The organism is Actinoplanes sp. NBRC 103695 (assembly GCF_030269485.1).
Classification (GTDB): Bacteria; Actinomycetota; Actinomycetes; order Mycobacteriales; family Micromonosporaceae; genus Actinoplanes.
Genome location: NZ_BSTL01000001.1, coordinates 465,307 through 482,633, shown reverse-complemented (window position 1 = coordinate 482,633; position 17,327 = coordinate 465,307). Strand labels below are relative to the sequence as shown.

The following is a 17,327-nucleotide window of genomic DNA, read 5'->3' as shown; positions in this document are numbered from 1 at the left end:
GAGCCTCCCTATGGGCATGGACGTGTCCGACGAGCTGAACAACTTCCAGTTCTGGCTGTCCGGCGAACAGTTCCCGGGCTCCGACGAGGACAAGCTCTGGCAGCTCGCCCAGGTCCATCGGGATGCGGCAGCGGAGATCGCCAAGATCCTGCCGCTGTTCGGCAAGGCGATCACCGAGATCGACGACGCGGTGGAGGGGCAGTCCAACACCGCGGTCGTCGAGGCGTTGCAGCAGTACACCAACGACCCCGGCTTCATCGGCCTGTCGTCGCGCTACGTGAATCGGCTCGGCGACGACATGGACGGCGCGGCCACCGAGGTCGAGTACGCCAAGTACATGATCATCGCCACGCTCATCGAGCTGATGATCGAGTTCATGATCGCGATGGCGATCGCGTTCTTCTTCCCCGGATCGCTGTCCGCGATGGCCGCCCGGTTCCTGGTCGGCCGGTTCAAGATCTGGGCCTGGCTGGCCCGGGCCATCGTAGCGGTGGTCGTCTCCCAGGTCGTCGGCATCGGCATGCAGGTGCTGATGGACCTGGTCGTGCAGGCGATCCAGATCCGCGAGGGGCACCGCGACCACATCGACTGGGACAAGGTCAGCGACTCGGCCGCGGTCGGCTCGCTCGGTGGCGCGGTCGGGCTGCTGCTCGGCGGGGCGGGTGGCGGGCTGGCCAACCTGTTCAAGAAGTTCTTCGGCAAGAACGGCCTCGGCGACGACGTCCTCGACGGCCTGCCCGATCCCAAGCCGAAGCCCGACGGCCCCACCCCGATCCCCAAGCCCGACGTGACCCCCAACCCCAAACCGGATCCCACGCCCACGCCCAAGCCCGATCCGGACCCCAAGCCCGAGCCCAAACCGGACCCGACACCCACGCCCAAGCCGGACCCCACGCCTGCTCCTAAGCCGGATTCGACGCCCACGCCGAAGCCGCCGCCGCACGTGCAGGCGGGGAACTTCATGAAGGAGTACGCGGAGAACGCCGCGCACGAGATGAGCACCGAGGTGCTCACCGAGATCCTGTGGGCGATCAGCCAGGGCGAGGAGATCGACTGGAGCACGGGCGGGAACATCCACGGCGCGGCGCTGTCCGGCCTGACGTCCGGTTCGGTGGAGTTCGCCGGCGAGAAGTTCGGCAAGAACATGCGCGAGGACTGGGACAACCGCGGAGGCGATGGCGACGGCCCGCCGCCCCACGGCCCGGTGACCGAGAAGTCCCCCACGCCCGAGACTTCCACGACGGACAGCCCGTCCACGATCACCGACGTCCCTCAATCGCCTCCCACCGAAGCACTGCCCAACACCGACACCTCCTCCCCGAACAACCAGCAGACGCCCCCCGACAACCAACAGGCGCCGCCCGACAACCAGCAGACGCCGCCTGACAACCAGGACGGCCCACAGGAGCAGCCGGCCAACGACAATCCGCCACCACAACAGTCGTCCACTCAGGACGGACCGCCCGAGCGACAGACCTCGCAGGACGGACCACCCGAACAGCAGACGTCCCAGGACGGGGCTCCGCCGCCTGTTTCTCAGGGAGCGCCGCCGCCCGTCGCGCAAGGTGCACCGCCTCCGCCGGTCGCGGCGCCGCCGCCGGGTGGGCAAGGAACGCCGCCGCCGGGTGGGCAGCAATCGCCGGGGCAGCATCCGTCGACGTCCGGTGGCTCCAACCAAGGGGCGTCGCAGTCCGGGGACGGCAAGCCGCAGCCGGTGTCGCAGAGTTCGACGACCGGCGACATGAGCAGCAACTCGAGCCAGGATCCGCTGACGACCAGCAGCGAGAGCACGTCCGGACCGCAGCCGGTCACCGCTGACGGAACCACCACGGACACCAGCAGCTCCGGCAACGAGCCGAGCCCGGTCACGAGTGAAAGCACCAGCTCACCCGAAACGAACACCGCTGACACGAACACGACCGGCACCGAAAGCGACAGCGACACGACGAGCACCACCACGAAGGACGCCAGCAGCACCGAGACCGGGCCGCATGAGACCACGACGACGGATGGCGGGACGACTACGCCGCCGGTGGAGGTCACGCGTAGTCAGGACGGTGTCTGGCTTGCTGACGGCGTACCCGTGATGGTGACGCCCGGGCCGGACGGCCGGGACGGCATCACGCTGCTCTCCGGCGATGACCTCGCGTCGATCGGCGGACGGCCGGTGCTGCCTCCCACCGGGGGGCCGGTGGTCATGGTGCACGGCACGCCGGGCAACGGGACGCCGACGGTCAGCGCGCCGACCCGTAACCCGGACGGCAGCACCGGCAGCGTCCCGCTCACGCCGGAGCAGGTCGCCGACATCCTCGGCCCGACCCCGGAGAATGCGCCGATCACGCTGCTGGCCTGTTATGACGGGGAGGTCTCGGCCGGCTTCGCGCAGCGGCTGTCCGAGGTGACCGGGCGAGAGGTGCTGACGCCGTCGGGGGATGTGCGGGTGGGCGCCGAGACGCGGCCCGGCCGGCCGGTCTCGGTCGGGGATCGGCCGTGGCTGCTGTTCACCGGTGACGGCGATCCGTGGGACGTGGTCAACGACGTGGGCGGCCCCTTCCAGGGCATCACCGCGATCGACGCCCCGGACGACCCCACCGGCCTCACCCTCACCGACCGGCCCGGCGACACCCCGGGACCCGCCTCCACGACCGACCCGACACCCGAGCCCACAGCCGGCCCGACACCCGAGCCCACGACCGCCGAGCCCGAGCCTGAGCCCGAGGCGGTGGTGCCGCCGGCGGGGGCGGTGATGGGGAAGCCGAGCACGGACCCGACGGTTCCGCGGACGACGCATCTGATCTGGGTCGGCGGCGGGACGCTCAGTCCGTCCGCGCGGGCCAACCTGCTCGACTGGGCGAAGAAGACCAGTGAGAGCGGCTGGGGCACGGTGCTCTGGACCGACCCGGCCACCGAACAGGCCAACGCCGCCTTCCTGAACGGGCCGTTCGAGCAGGCCGGCGGCGTGATCCAGCACACCGACGTGCTATTCCACGACGACGACCCCTACAACACCCGGGACCAGGTGCGGGCCGCCCTGGACATCAAGGGCTGGTCGATGGCGGCCGACATCCTGCGGTACGGGATCCTGGGCGACTTCGGCGGCATGTACGTCGACATCGACATCGCGCCGGGGCAGATCAACCTGCCGCCGCAGGGCTACGCGTTGAGTAACACCGACACCGACGTCCCCTACGTCGGCGGGTTCTGGCGGGACAACGACGACCTCACGGACTTCATCAACCGGGCCAACCAGAGCGACAACCCGCTGCCCTGGAACAACCTCGACGAGCTCCTCGCCGATCCGAACGGCCTGCCCGAGGCCTACCGGCGACGGCTCGATTACCCGCCGAACAACAATTTCATCGTCGCGCCGCCGGGGATGAGGTTCTTCCGGGATCTGCGGGCCAAGCTGCCCGACCCGGACACCATCCGCACGAGGGGCGCCGACAACCCGGGCGAGACCGCCTTCGTCCTGACCGGCCCCAACGTCATCTATCAGGTGCTCAGCGACTACGGCAACGAGAACCACTCGACCTACGACCTGGAGTTCGCCGAGAACTTCACCGGCCTGGGCTGGATGACCGACGAGAGCAACTCCCTGGTCCCATCGACCAGCAAGGCTCCGCCGCCGGCGACCACGACCCCGAAGAACCCGTTCGGCCGGTTCGCCAGGTGGATGACCGGCGCGCCCTCGACCGGCCCGGTCACCGCCGACAGCCCGACCACGATCCCGATCAACCCGGAGCTGGTCCGCCGCGACCTGGACTGGCTGCCGATGGTCAACCCGGCCCGCAACGACGGCGGCGAGGGTCTCACCAACTGCGTGCTGATCGCCACGGTGGTCGATGACGTCCTGGCCGGCGGCGGCCTGCAGATCGTGCCGCCGACGCCGCACAGCCCGGCGCAGCACCTGCTCAACTACACCGGCGGGCCGCTGCTGGCGGTCCCCGACCGGGACTCGCTCACCACCGTCGTGGACCGGGCCGGGCCGGGCGCCCGCGGCATCGTGGTGATCCGCCAGGACGGCAAGAACATCACCCACGCCTTCAACGTCGTCAACCACGGCGGCGACGTGCTCTACCTCGACGGTCAGTCCGGTGACCTGGCCGTCTGGCCGGACGACGCCGATGCGTACTTCCTGCCCACCAACCTCGGCGACGCGGCGCTGCCGGACTGGCCCACCCACACCCCGACGGATCTGGTCGGCCCCGACCCGGCACCCGACCCGGCACCCGATGGGCCGCCGCCGGACGCGGCCATGCCGCCGCCGGTGATGGGCCGGCCGGGCAGCGACCCCAACGTGCCGCCGATCGCTCACCTCATCTGGGTCGGCGGCGCCAAGCTCAGCCCGTCCGCGCAGGCCAACCTCCTCGACTGGGCGAGGACCACCGACGCCAAGGACTGGTCGACCGTGCTGTGGACCGATCCGGCCACGCGCCAGGCCAATGCCGCCTTCCTGGACGGGCCGTTCGCCCGGGCCGGCGGCCGGGTCCAGGACACCGGCATCCTCTTCCCGGACGGCGATCCGTACGCGACGCAGGACAAGGTCCAGGCCGCCCTGGACATCAAGGGCTGGTCGATGGCGGCCGACATCCTCCGGTACGGGATCCTGGACAACTTCGGCGGGATGTACGTCGACATCGACATCGCCCCGGGCTCGATCGACCTGCCCCGCGACGGATACTCCCTCAGCAACACCGACACCGATGTCCCGTACATCGCCGGTTTCTGGCGGGACCGCGACGACCTCGCGGACTTCATCAACCGGGCCAACGAGAGCGACAACCCGTTGCCGTGGGGTGACGTCGAGGGGTTGCTGGCCGATCCCGACGGCCTGGCCGAGGCGTACCGTCGCCGGCTGGACTATCCGCCGAACAACAACTTCATCGTCGCGCCGCCGGGCATGGCGTTCGTCAAGGACCTGCGGGCCATGTTGCCGGACCCGGACATGATCCGCGGCATGGGCGCGGGAAACCCGGGTGAGACGGCCTTCGTGCTCACCGGGCCGAACCTGATCTATCGGCTGCTCGCCCAGTACGGCAACGAGGATCTCTCCGGCTACGACCGCACCTTCGCCGAGAACTTCGCGCGCATGGGCTGGATGACCGACGAGAGCAACGCGCTGGTGCCTCACGCCGCCCCGGCGCCGCCACCACCGAGCGACAACCCGCTCTCCCGCTTCGCCAAGTGGATGGCCGGCTCGGTCGAGCCACCCCCGGAGACGGAAGCGACGCCGGAGACGGAGACCGCGCCCGAAGCAGCGAGGGAAACGGCGCCCGAGGCGGAGACGGAGACCGCGCCCGAGGCGGAGACCACGCCCGCGCCGGCGTTGCCGAAGGCCACTCCGGAGCAGCTCGGTCAGTACGCCACGAATCCCGACCTGCTCTACGACGCCGCCGGGATCAAGGACCCCGACCGGCTGATCCAGGACATCACCGACGCCGCGACGGCGAAGGTGCGCGCCCAGGTCCGCCCGAGCGTGGCCCGGATGACCTGGGGCGGCCGCGACGGCATCTCGGTCGACACCACCCCGATCGCGAACGCCCTGCGCACCGACCCGCAGTCGTTCTTCGTGTCCGGCGGCCGCACCTTCGACGTCAAGGACGGCTGGGGCCGCTGGCACAGCGTGACCGTCGCCCCGACCCGGCACACCGGCACCGAGTCCTGGATCGGCCAGGACGCCACGAAGTTCGACACCCGCGTCGACGCCACCACGGCCATGCGGGAGACCCAGACCTCCGGCGAGAGCCTGACCATCGGCACCGGCATCACGATCGGCGGCCGCTTCGGCCCGGGCGGCGGGGTGGCCGGCGAGGTGGCGCTGGCCCAGGCGACGGAGAACACCGAGTCGAGTTCGACCCTGTTCGACTCGCATAACGTCCGGGGCGGCGGCACGACCAACCTGGTCGAGTCCCCGACGTCGTTCACGGTCACCGCGACCAGGCCCGGCCACCCACCGGCGGCGCCCCCGATGCACAGCGCGACTCCCCCGGCGGGCGACGCGATCGTGGCCGACATCTCCTACTACGCACTGGACGACATCGCCACGTCCAGGCCCCGGGACGAGAGCCGCACCGGCGAGTTCGACGTGGCCACGCTGGTCGAGAACACCAGCCCGATCCGCATCAAGGACGCCAAGCTCGACCCGGACGCCGACGGCACGATCACCTGGAACGAGGCCGCCGAGCAAATCCTGCACCAGCTGAAGGCGTCCGGTGTGGTCGACACCGGCAGCCTGAGCCGCGACCAGGTGCGGTCGTTGCTGACCGAGCCGAACATCCTCGGCCAGCTGATGCCGGCGGTCGAGAGCCCGGCCCACTCGCCGCTGATCCTGAGCCCGTCCCGGCGGCAGGCGGTCGGCCTGGAGATGACCGCCGAGGTCACCTCGATCAAGACGGTCGCGGACATCGCGAAGTCGTCGTTCCGGTGGCAGCCGGGCATCACCGAGACCGGCAAGCAGCAGCACGTCAGCAACGTCGGCGCGGGCGGCAGTGTGGTGCCGATCCGGTGGGGCTTCGGGCTCGCCTGGGTGCAGGCCCGGATATCGGCCGGTTTCCGCCGCAACACGACCACGTCGTCCAAACAGACCAGCACGACCCGGACCGGCACCGAGTTCAAGGACATCGCCAACACCCTGACCGAGATGAAGATCAAGGTCAAAATCGATCCCGCCGTACGCTTCAACGCGTTCCGCCATCCGATGCCGCGGCCGGCAGGCGCCCGCCCGATCGAGGTGGAGCTGACCGTGCTGTCCCGGCTCCCCCAGGACAAGCTGGCCGAGCTCCTCAATCCGCCGACGCCGGCCGACCCGGGCAGCCCGGCCCCGCCCACGGAGGACACACCGGGGAAGCCCGCACCTCCGTACGCGCAGCACGGCGGCCACGCCATGCCGCTGGGGATGGGCCGGTTCCGGGGTCTGCTCGGCAGCACCGAGACGTTGATCCGGCGGGTCGGCGGGGGTTTCCTGCCGCGGTACCGCAACGATGGGGTGGCCAAGCGCATGGGCCTGGCCAGTTCCTCGGCGGAGCGGCAGCGCAACCAGGCCGAGTTGGACCGGGTCCTGTCCGTCCCGGGGCTGCGCCAGAACTACACCGCGCTGCTCAACGGTGGCGTGTCCGCCGTACTCACCCGAACCGGCCTGTTCAGCGACCGGCACACGGTCGTCCGGGTCGAGGCGGTGCATCCGGACGAACTGCGCTACGCCGGTGAGCGCAAGGGTGTGGCGGTGCGCAACTTCCAGTCGTCGGGCCTGCAGGACGGGGTCGCGGCGGGCGGTCAGTGGCGGGGCGCGGTGGCGGTCGAGAGCGCGTTCATCGGGCGGATTCCCGGCAACGTGGTCAACACCGGCCTGACCATCGGCGGCGGCGTCGAGGCCGGCCATCGGTGGGGCCGCGACGGCGGGGTGGAGACCAGCGGCCAGGACACGTCGCTGCACGGCGGAACGCCGGACTCCGAGGCGTACGCGGGTCAGCTCGAACTCAGGGTGACGGTCTACACCTTCCGCACCGCCCCGGGCCACGACCCGGGGTCGAGGGTCGGCCTCGGGCGCACGGCCAAGCCCGCCAAGCCCGCCCTCGGCACCGCGTTCACCCGGGACGACGTCCGGGTCCGCGGCCAGGACATCCCCCGCTACACGCTGACCGAGAGCAAGCCGGTCGAGGTCCTCTACAGCAAGAGCGCGGTGCCGCAGGCGGCCCTGGACGCGAACCCGATGACCGTCCAGGCCCGCGAGACCCGGGACCTGGAACGCCGGACCGCCACCGATCTGGACACGATGCGGGACTTCGTGGACCGGCCGGCCGACGACGGCGAGACCACGGTCACCGACTGGCAGTACGTGGAGTCGATGCCGGGCGCCAAGGAGACCCTGGACCTGGTCCGGCAGGCGGCCCGGGACACCCAGAACTACGGCGAGCGGTCGTCGCACCGGCAGCTGGGCGGCCTGCGCGGCGACGATGCACTGACCGAGGGCATGCCGATCTGGTCGGAGCTGACCGACCGGATGACGGTCAACCGGCAGACCGCGAACCTGGCCACGATGACCGAGGCGCAGTGGTCGCCGGAGCCACTGACCACCATGGACGACGGCGGCCAGCTGGACGTGGCCGTGGCCACCCGCATCGTCAACCCTCGGCTGGTCGACGTGCACGCCGAGACGACCAGCGAGAACGCGCCGGGCGGCGGGACGCAGGTGTGGGGCTCGAAGACGCGGGAGCGGCAGTTCCTGGCCCGCGTGGTCGGCGGTGTGTCGCTGCGCAAGCCGGGCACCGACCAGGACAGGTTCGGCGGTGGCGCGACCGGGCAGGCCGGCTACCAGCGGCTGCTCAGCTACAAGCTCACCCGCGGCAAGGGCAAGGTCAGCGGTTTCACCGAGCGGAACTCCAACAACCGCAAGGGCCGCGACCGCACGTACCTGGTGGTGGCCGACATGCGGGTGACGGCCGCGGCCGAGGTGTCCAGCCCGGCGCGCTTCCCGAAGTCGATGGTCCCGGGTCCGTTGCAGCCGGGCAGGTGGGAGCATCACAAGACGGTGCAGCACAGCGCGGTCGTCAAGAACGGCGTCTACCTGCGGGTGACCGAGGCGCAGGCGATCGCGATGGGGTTGCTGACCGCGCCGCCGGCGAACCCGGGGATCCGGGACGTGACGGTCACGCTGCCGCCGGGTCGTTCGCCCGGCCAGGGGCTGCAGGTCTTCCGGAAGGTGCCGTCGCTGGTCGATCCGGCCAAGGAGGCGCTGCGGCAGGCCATCGCGGACAACCCGGGGCAGGCCAAGCACCTGAGGCCGATCCTGGACTCGATGACCGGCAAAAGCCTGGCCGACCCGATGCTGAACCGGCGCCGGATGCTCCAGACGCTCGGCAAGGGCGGCGTGAAGCGGTCGTGGGGCAGCCTGTTCGACGGCGGCGTCTCACTGATCCACGCCGAGACCGGCAAGGTCACCCAGCACCTGTACGACGTACGCCTTGAAGCGACCCTCAAGGAGGAGATCGTCTTCGACGGGTTCCAGGCCGACCACGACGACGTGGACGTGCGTACGGTCGGCACCCGCGGCTCGGCCGAGGTGGTCCGCACCGCCCGCGGCGGTCAGGGTTTCGCCGGCGCCGCGGGCAGCGCGATCATCAACCCGGACGGCAAGCAGGCCGCGATCGGCGCCGGTCACCAGTACGCCTCGACCCACCTGACCGGGCACACCTCGGCGATCGAGACCGAGACCCGGGACAACAACATCAGTTCGGCCCGCGGCGTGAAGGCGCGGATCGTGCTCACGCCGACCTTCGAGATCAAGGTCTATCACCGCGGCAAGCCGGTCCTGCCGGACGGCACGGTCACGTTCCAGGAGAGCGTGACCGTGGACCGCTGGGCCGGTGATCTGCGGACCAGCGAGACGTCGCACCGCCCGGCGCCGCTGCGCTCACCCGGCGCCTACAAGCCCGGCGCGGCCAAGGGCCCGGAACCCGGCTGGGACATCCGCAACGGGCTGCTGATCCCGCCGCGGTTCACCCCCGAGGACTTCGGTGGCGCCCGGACGCTGCAGGCCATGGCCACCGACATGCTGGCCAAAGGCAGCGACCGGCTGCACAAGCCCGGCTATCCGGGCGCCAACCAGGTCCGCTCCGGCCTGACGCCGGACGTGCTCCTGCCCAACACGGCGCAACTGCTGTCGGCCGACAAGCTGGACTTCCCGGCGGTGCCCGGCGCGGACGCCCGGATGCGGTCGGCACTGCCCAAGCTCGGGCTGGTGCCGGTGGGGGCGCGGCTGGCCGGCCTGGACGCCACGGTGTACCGCGAGCACATCTCGCAGACCTCCACCAACACCGGCACCGCGATGACCCAGCAGGACGTGCGCAGCCACATGCCGCGGCTGCTCCTCGGCCGCGGGTACATGGGTGACCCGTACCAGGCGCTGGAGAACTCCGGCACCGGTCCGGCCAGCGGCGACACCGCGGCGGTGGCCAGCGGCGAGGACTCCGGGGCGACGTCGTACGGCAACGTCAAGCCGGAGAACCCGTCGGTGCTCATCGAGTACGTGACCCGCCCCGAGATGTCCAGCACGCTCACCAACCAGATCACCGGCCGGCACCCGGAGGCGGACGGGACCGGCAAGGAGGTCCGGGTCGTCGTGCGGACCGGGCTGGCCGAGGCACGCCGGGTCCTGGGCATCGACGACGGCGCCCCGCAACAGGCCAAGGACGACTTCGAGGCGCTGGTCCGGGGCTCGGCGGACCTCACGCGGCTGGCCGACCGGTTCGTCGACGCGGCCGACGCCGAGGCCCGGGCGCGCTATCAGGGCGACCCCGACCAGGATCTGGTGGACGCCCGGAACGCCCGGGAGAGCGAGTGGTGGGCGGCTCTCCAGGACCACTACCGGCGGCTCGACGACTTCCAGTCCAGCTTCGTCGCGGTCGGTGACGAGGTGCCGCTCCCGGTCACCCCCGAGGGGGCCACCTTCCATGATCAGTTGACGGTGTGGAACCGGGAGCGCGACTTCCCCGCCGCGGGCACCGGCGCCGCACCCGTCGGCGACGGCGTCCGCGGCACGCCGCTGACCACGGTCCCGGCCGGCCCGGCGGCCCGGCCGAGCACGCTGGCGAACCCCGACGCGGCCACCCTGCGCGACCGGTACGGGATGCCACCACGGTCGGCCGGCCGGTTCCAGAACTTCGCCGACGAGCACGGCCTGGCCGTTTACGTCCGGCCCACCAACCCCGCGGTAGTCCACTGGGCGGACGGCCTGGCCGGTCTCAAACCGCAGCCGGTCAAGGCCAAGACCATCACGACGCTGGACGTACGGCTGGGTGCGAGCCCCGGCACGGTCGGCCTGGTCAGCCTGATGCGGCCGGACGGCGCTCCGGCCCACGGTCTCGACGACACCACCGTCATGCGCATCCCGCCGGACGCCACCGGCGCCGAGCGCACGGCCCTGCAGAACCGGCTCGACCAGCGGACCGCCGAGTTCGAACGGCTCGCGCCCAAGGTGGGCGCCGCCGTCAGCGGCGGCACCATGGGCATCCACCACGGCGTTCTCGGGCTGCGCGGCCCGGGCAACCGGTTCGTCCCGATCACCGGCGACCACGACGTCTTCGACATCCGGGTGCCCGGCCCGGCCAGCGACGGCGGGCCGGGCGAGGCCGAGCTCGACGCCGCAAGCTATCGGCAGGTCGTCGACCTGATGGTCGCCGCCGACATGGGTGTCATGCACGGCGCGCACATGCGCTGGAGCCGCGACAATCCCACCGACCCGGCCCGGTTCGACGATCCGGCCGACCAGGCCATGTTCGACGCCATCGTCGGCGGCCACCGGGAAGGTGGCGAGCCACTCATCCGCTTCGCGCCGGGTGAGCCGGTCACGCTGGTCTGGGCGCCCCCGGCCGACGTGCCGGCCCCGGCCACGCCGGTCACCACGGAGGTGTCCCGGACGCCGGACGGCGAGTGGCTCGCGGACGGCGTACCCCTGCTGTTGCGACCTGGCCCGGACGGCCGGGACGGCCTCACCCTGCTCTCCGACGACGACCTGGCGCGGATCGGCGATCGCGCGGTGCTGAACGGAACCGGGCCGGCCGGAAAGGGGCCGGTCGTCATGGTCCACGGCACACCTGGCGAGGGCCCGCCCGCGGTCAGCGTGCCGACCCGCGACGGCGGCACCGTGCGGCTGTCGCCGGACCAGGTCGCCCAGATCCTCGGCCCGATCCCCGGCGACCGCACGATCACGCTGCTGGCCTGCTACAACGGCGAGGTGTCGGCCGAGTTCGCGCGGCTGCTGTCGGTCGCCACCCGCCAGGACGTGCTCACCCCGGACGGGCAGGTCCGGGTCGGCACGGTCACGCATCCGGGCGAGCCGATCTCGGTCGGCGGCAAGGCCTGGCAGCTGTTCACCGGCGACAGCGAGTCGTGGGACACGCTCAACGACGAGTTCGCGTTCGAGGGCATCACCGCCCGGGACGCGCCGGACGACGGCACCGGGCTGACCCTGGTCTCGCCGCCCGAGATGGGCCAGTACATTCAGCGCCCGGAGCTGCTCTACGAGGCCGACGGGGTGGCCGACCTGGACGCCCTCGTCACCCAGGTCGCCGACGCCGCGAAGGCTCAGATCCGGGCTCGGATCCGGCCGCACGTGGCCCGGCTGACCTGGGGTGGCCGCGACGGCGTCTCGGTGGACACCGCGGCGATCGAGGAAGCGCTGCGCACCGACCTGCAGTCGTTCTTCGTGACCGGCGGGCGCACCTTCGACGTCAAGGACGGCTGGGGGCGCCGGCACAGCGTCACGGTCGCGCCGACCCGGCTCACCGGCACCGAGACGTTCACCCGCCGGGACGGCACCAGGTACGACACCCGCAACGACGCCACCACCGCCGTGGTCGAAAGCGCCACCAGCGGCGAGAACCTGACCTTCGGCACCGGCGTGATGATCGGCGGCCGGTACGGTCCGGGCGGCGGCTTCACCGCGGAGGTGGCCCTGGCCGCCGCCACCGAGAACACCGAGTCCGGCGCGACCCTGTTCGACTCGCACAACGTCCGCGGCGGCGAACGGGCCGACCGGGTGACGTCCCCGGTCCGGTTCACGATCCGGGCCACCAAGCCCGGCCACCCGCCCGCCCCGGTGCCGGCCACCGCCGCGGAGGCCCCCGCCGACGGCGACATCACGGCCCAGGTGTCCTTCCACGCGCTCCAGGACATCGCCCTGGCCACGCCGGCCGACAACGAGCGGGTGGCCGCCGACTTCGACATCAGCACGCTGGTCGAGAACACCAGCGCGGTCCGGATCATGAACGCCCGGTTCGCGGACACCGAGCGGGACCTGTCCTGGAACCACGCCGCCGAGGAGATCCTGCGCCGGCTCGAGCGGACCGGCGTGGTGGACCCCGGCACCCTCAGCCGCGAGCAGGTCCGCGCCCTGATCACCGAGGCCAATCTCCTCGGGCAGCTGATGCCGGCCGCGGAGAGCCCCGCGCACTCGCCGCTGATCCTCAGCCCGTCCCGCCGGCAGGCGCTCAGCCTGGAGCTGGGCGCCGAGGTCACCCGGATCCGCAAGGTCTACGACATCGGGAAGTCGTCCTTCCGGTGGCAGCCGGGCGTCAGTCAGAGCAGCAAGGAGCAGCACGTCAGCCAGGTCGGCGCGGGCGGCAGCGTGGTGCCGATGCGGTGGGGCTTCGGACTGGCCTGGGTGCAGGCCCGGTTCTCGCTCGGCTTCCGGCGCAGCGTCCGCGCCTCGGCCAAGCAGACCAGCACCAGCCGGACCGGCACCGAGTTCAAGGACATCCCCAACACCCTCGCCGAGATGACGATCCGGGTGACGATCAAGCCCGGCGTACGTCTGAACGCGTTCCGCCACCCCCGGTTCCGGCCGCGCACCGCCGGGCCGATCACGCTCGACCTGACCGTGCTCACCCGGCTCCCCACCACCGTCGCCGACGAGCTGCTCGGGCTGCCGCATCCCGGCCCCGCCCCGGCCGGGATCGAACCCCGGCCGGCGCCCGACTTCGCCACGGCCGGCGGGCACGCGATGCCGCTGGGAATGAGCCAGTTCCGGCAGATGATCGGCAACACCGACCGGCTGATCCGGCGGGTCGGCGGCGGCTTCCTGCCCAAGTTCCGCACCGTGGGCGTCGCCAGCCACATGCGGCTGGCCAGCTCGGCCGCGGAACGGCAGCGCAACCAGGCCGAACTGGACCGGGTGCTGTCCGTGCCGGCGCTGCGGCAGAACTACACCGCGCTGCTCAACGGCGGGATCGGGGCGGTGCTCACCCGCACCGGGCTGTTCCGCCGCCGGCACATGGTCGTGCAGGTCCGGGCCGTGCACCCCGGCGACCTGGAGTATCGGGGCACCAAGCCGGGCGTGGCCGTCCGCAACTTCCAAGGCACCGTCGAGCAGGACGGGATCGCGGCCGGCAGCCAGTGGCGCGGGACGGTGGCCGCCGAGGGCGCGTACATCGGGCGGTTCGCCGGCGGCGTGGTCAACACCGGCATCACCGGCGGCGGCGGGATCGAGCTCGGCCACCGGCGCGGCAACGACGGCGGCGTGGACATCACCGGCCAGGACACGGCGCTGCACGGCGGCACCCCGGACTCCGAGATGTACGCCGGCGACCTGCGGCTGGTGGTGACCGTGTACACGTACACGACGTCGCTCGGCCGGGACCGCCGCAGCCGGGTCGGGCTCGGCCGGACCGTCAAGCCGACGTCCGCTCGCGTGGTCGAGGGCACCCGGCCCCACCACGTCCGGGTACGCGGCCGCCGGGTTCCCGCCTACCGGCTGGCCGAGAACCACCCGGTGCGGGTGCTCTACTCCAAGAGCGCGGTGCCCGACCAGGCCACCGACCTCCCGGTCGGCGTGACCGACCCGGTCGACGGCGAGCTGCACCGCCGGACCAGCACCGACCTGGGCACCCTGCGCGACTACGTGGACGACCCGGCCGGCGGGGCCCCGGCCGTCACCGACTGGCAGTACGTCGAGTCGATGCCCGGCGCCGCGCGCCTGCGGGATCTGGTCCGCCGGACCGCCCGCGACACCCAGGCCTACGGATCGCACCGGCAGCTCGCCGGCCTGCGCGCCGACGAGGCGCTGGCCGAGGGCATGCCACTGTGGACCGAGCTGAACGAGCAGTTCACGGTCCACCGGCAGGCGGCCAACCTCGGCGCGATGGCCGACGACCATTGGAGCCCGGAGCCACTGACCACCGAGGACGACGGCGGCCGCCTCGACCTCGCGGTCGCCACCCGGATCGTCAACCCCCGGCTGATCGACGCCTACGCGGAGACGACCAGCGAGAACGCGCCCGGCGGCGGCGCGCAGGTGTGGGGCTCGAAGACCCGCGAATGGCAATTCCTGGCCCGGCTGATGGCCGCGCTCTCGCTGCGCAAACCCGGCCGGCCGGAGGATCACTACGGCGGCGGCGCGCAGGCGTACGCGGGTCTGCAGTTCGTCGTGAAGTACAAGCTCAACCGCAAGCGCGCCAAGGTCGGCGGCTTCACCGAGCGCAACGTGAACAACCGCAAGGGCCGCAACCGCACCTACCTGATCGTCGCCGACCTGCGGGTCACCGCCGCGGCCGAGGTCACCAACCCGGCCCGGTTCCCCAAGTCGCTGCTGCCCGGCCCGATGCAGCCGGGCAGCTGGGAGCACCACAAGTCGATCCAGCACAGCGCGACCGTCGAGAACGGCGTCTACCTGCGGATCAGCGAGGCCGAGGCGATCCGGCTGGGTCTGCTCGGCGCCGACGACGACCCGGCCCGGGTGCCGCGCCGGCCACCGTCGCGTCCCGCGTTCACCGCACAGGTTCAGGGCGAACGGCTGACCCTGCCACCGGGCCGCTCGGCCGGCCAGGGACTGCAGGTCTTCCGCACGGTCCCGTCGCTGATCGGGCCGGCCCGGCGGGCCGTCGAAGAGGCCATCGCGGCCGACCCGGCCCAGGCCGAACTGCTCCAGCCGGTGCTCGACCGGCTCACCGGTCGCGGCCTGGCCGACCGGATGCTCAACCGGCGGCGGATGCACCGGATGCTCGGCAAGAACGGCGTCGTCCGGAACTGGGGCAGCCTCTTCGACGGCGGCGTCTCGCTGATCCACGCCGAGACCGGCAAGATCACCCAGCATCTGTACGACGTGCGGCTCGAGGCGGAGCTCACCGAGGACCTGGTCTTCGAGGGTTTTCAGGCCGACCACGACGACATCGACGTCCGTACCGTCGGCACCCGCGGGCTCAACCGGCTGATCCGCACCGCCCGCGGCTTCATGGCGCAGGCGGGCACGGCGGGCAGCGGCGTGATCAACCCGCACGGCAAGGAGGCCGCGATCGGCGGCGCCCTGCAGCAGTCGTCGGCGCACATCGTCGGCCACACGTCGTCGGTGGAGACCGAGCAGCGCGAGGTCACGATCAGCTCGGCGCGCGGCGTGAAGGCGCGGATCCGGCTGCGGCCGACCTTCCGGCTCCGGGTCCACCACCGCGGCGTCGCCTCCGCGACGGTCACCTTCCGGGAGAACGTGACGCTGGACCGCTGGGCGGGCGACCTGCGGACCGCGGCCACCTCCCGGCCCGCGGCGGCGCTGGACTCTGCCCAGGCGTACCGGCCCGGGGCCGCCGCCGGACCCGAGCCCGGCTGGACCACCCGCAACGGGCTGCTGGTCCCGCCCCGGCTCAGCCCCGAGGACATCGGGCCGGCCGCGACCCTGCAGGACCTGGCGGGCACCATGCTCACCGACGGGGCCAAACGGCTGCACACCGACGGCTACGTCGGCACGCATCAGGTGCGCGCCGGCCTGAGCCCCGACGTGCTCCTGCCCAACGCGGCGCCGCTGCTGGCCGACGAGATCGACTTCCCGGCTGTGCCCGGGGCGGACTGGCGGATGCGTACGCTGCTGCCGAAACTCGGCCTGGAGCCGGTGGCGGTGCGGCTGGCCGGGATGGACTCGACCGTCTACCGCGAACACGTGTCCCAGGTCGCGACCAGCGGCGGCACCGGGATCAACCGGCAGGACGTGTCCAACCGGTTCCTGCGGCTGCTGCTCGGGCGCGGGTACATGGGCGACCCGTACCAGGCCCTGGAAGGCACCGGCACCGGGCCGGCCAGCGACGACACGGCCGCGGTGGCCACCGGCGAGGACAGCGGCTCGACGTCGTTCGGCAACGTCAAGCCCGAGGACCGTTCGGTGCTCATCGAGTACGTCACCCGCCCGCTGCTGGCCGGCCGGCTGACCGGGCAGATCCTCGGCCGCGACCCGGTCGCGGACGACGGCGGCCGGCATGTGCGGGTGGTCGTCCGGGTCGGGCTGGCCGAGGCCCGGCGCATCCTGGGGCTCGACGCCGGCGCGCCACAGGCCGCCAAGGACGACTTCGCCGCGCTGGTGGACGCCGAGGAGCGCCTCAAGGACCTGGCCACGACCTTCGTGGACGCCGCCGACGCGGAAGCCGGCGCGCGCTACCGGGCGCGGGGCAGCGACGACCCCGGCCTGCGTCAGGACTGGGAGGATCTGCTGGCCCGCCGGAACACCGCCGAGGACGCCTGGTGGACCGGCCTGCGGCAGCACTACCGGAACCTGGACGCGTTCTACGCCACCTACGTCGCCATCGGCGCCGGCGAGGCCGGCCCGCCGATCCCCGACCCGCTCGACCGCCCGGTGCCCGCCGACCCGGCCGCCCGCACCGCATTGATCGACGCGACCGTCCGGGCCCGGCTGGCCGTCCGGCTGCCCGCCGCCGGCCGGGACGAGGCCACGCTCATCCAGGAGATCGAACGCATCGCCGTCCTGCCCGGCACGACCGTCCGCGACCTGACCCGGGTCATCGACGAGGCCACCCGGCCCCGGGCCGGCAACGAGTGACATCCCGAGGAGAGAC

At 72.2% G+C, this 17,327-nt stretch carries 1 protein-coding gene; it reads left to right on the top strand.

The genetic code is table 11. The features are described 5' to 3' along the window. Nucleotides 1-10: 10 nt before the first annotated feature. The gene (locus QSK31_RS02010; protein WP_285680325.1) at nt 11-17,311 is read left to right on the top strand and encodes a DUF8616 domain-containing protein; all 17,301 of its coding nucleotides are present in this window, start codon (nt 11-13) and stop codon (nt 17,309-17,311) included. Nucleotides 17,312-17,327: the final 16 nt, after the last annotated feature.

What these genes read in the sequence shown, in the direction of transcription:
- QSK31_RS02010 (WP_285680325.1), top strand. Translation starts at nt 11, where the DNA reads ATGGGCATGGACGTGTCCGACGAGCTGAACAACTTCCAGTTCTGGCTG.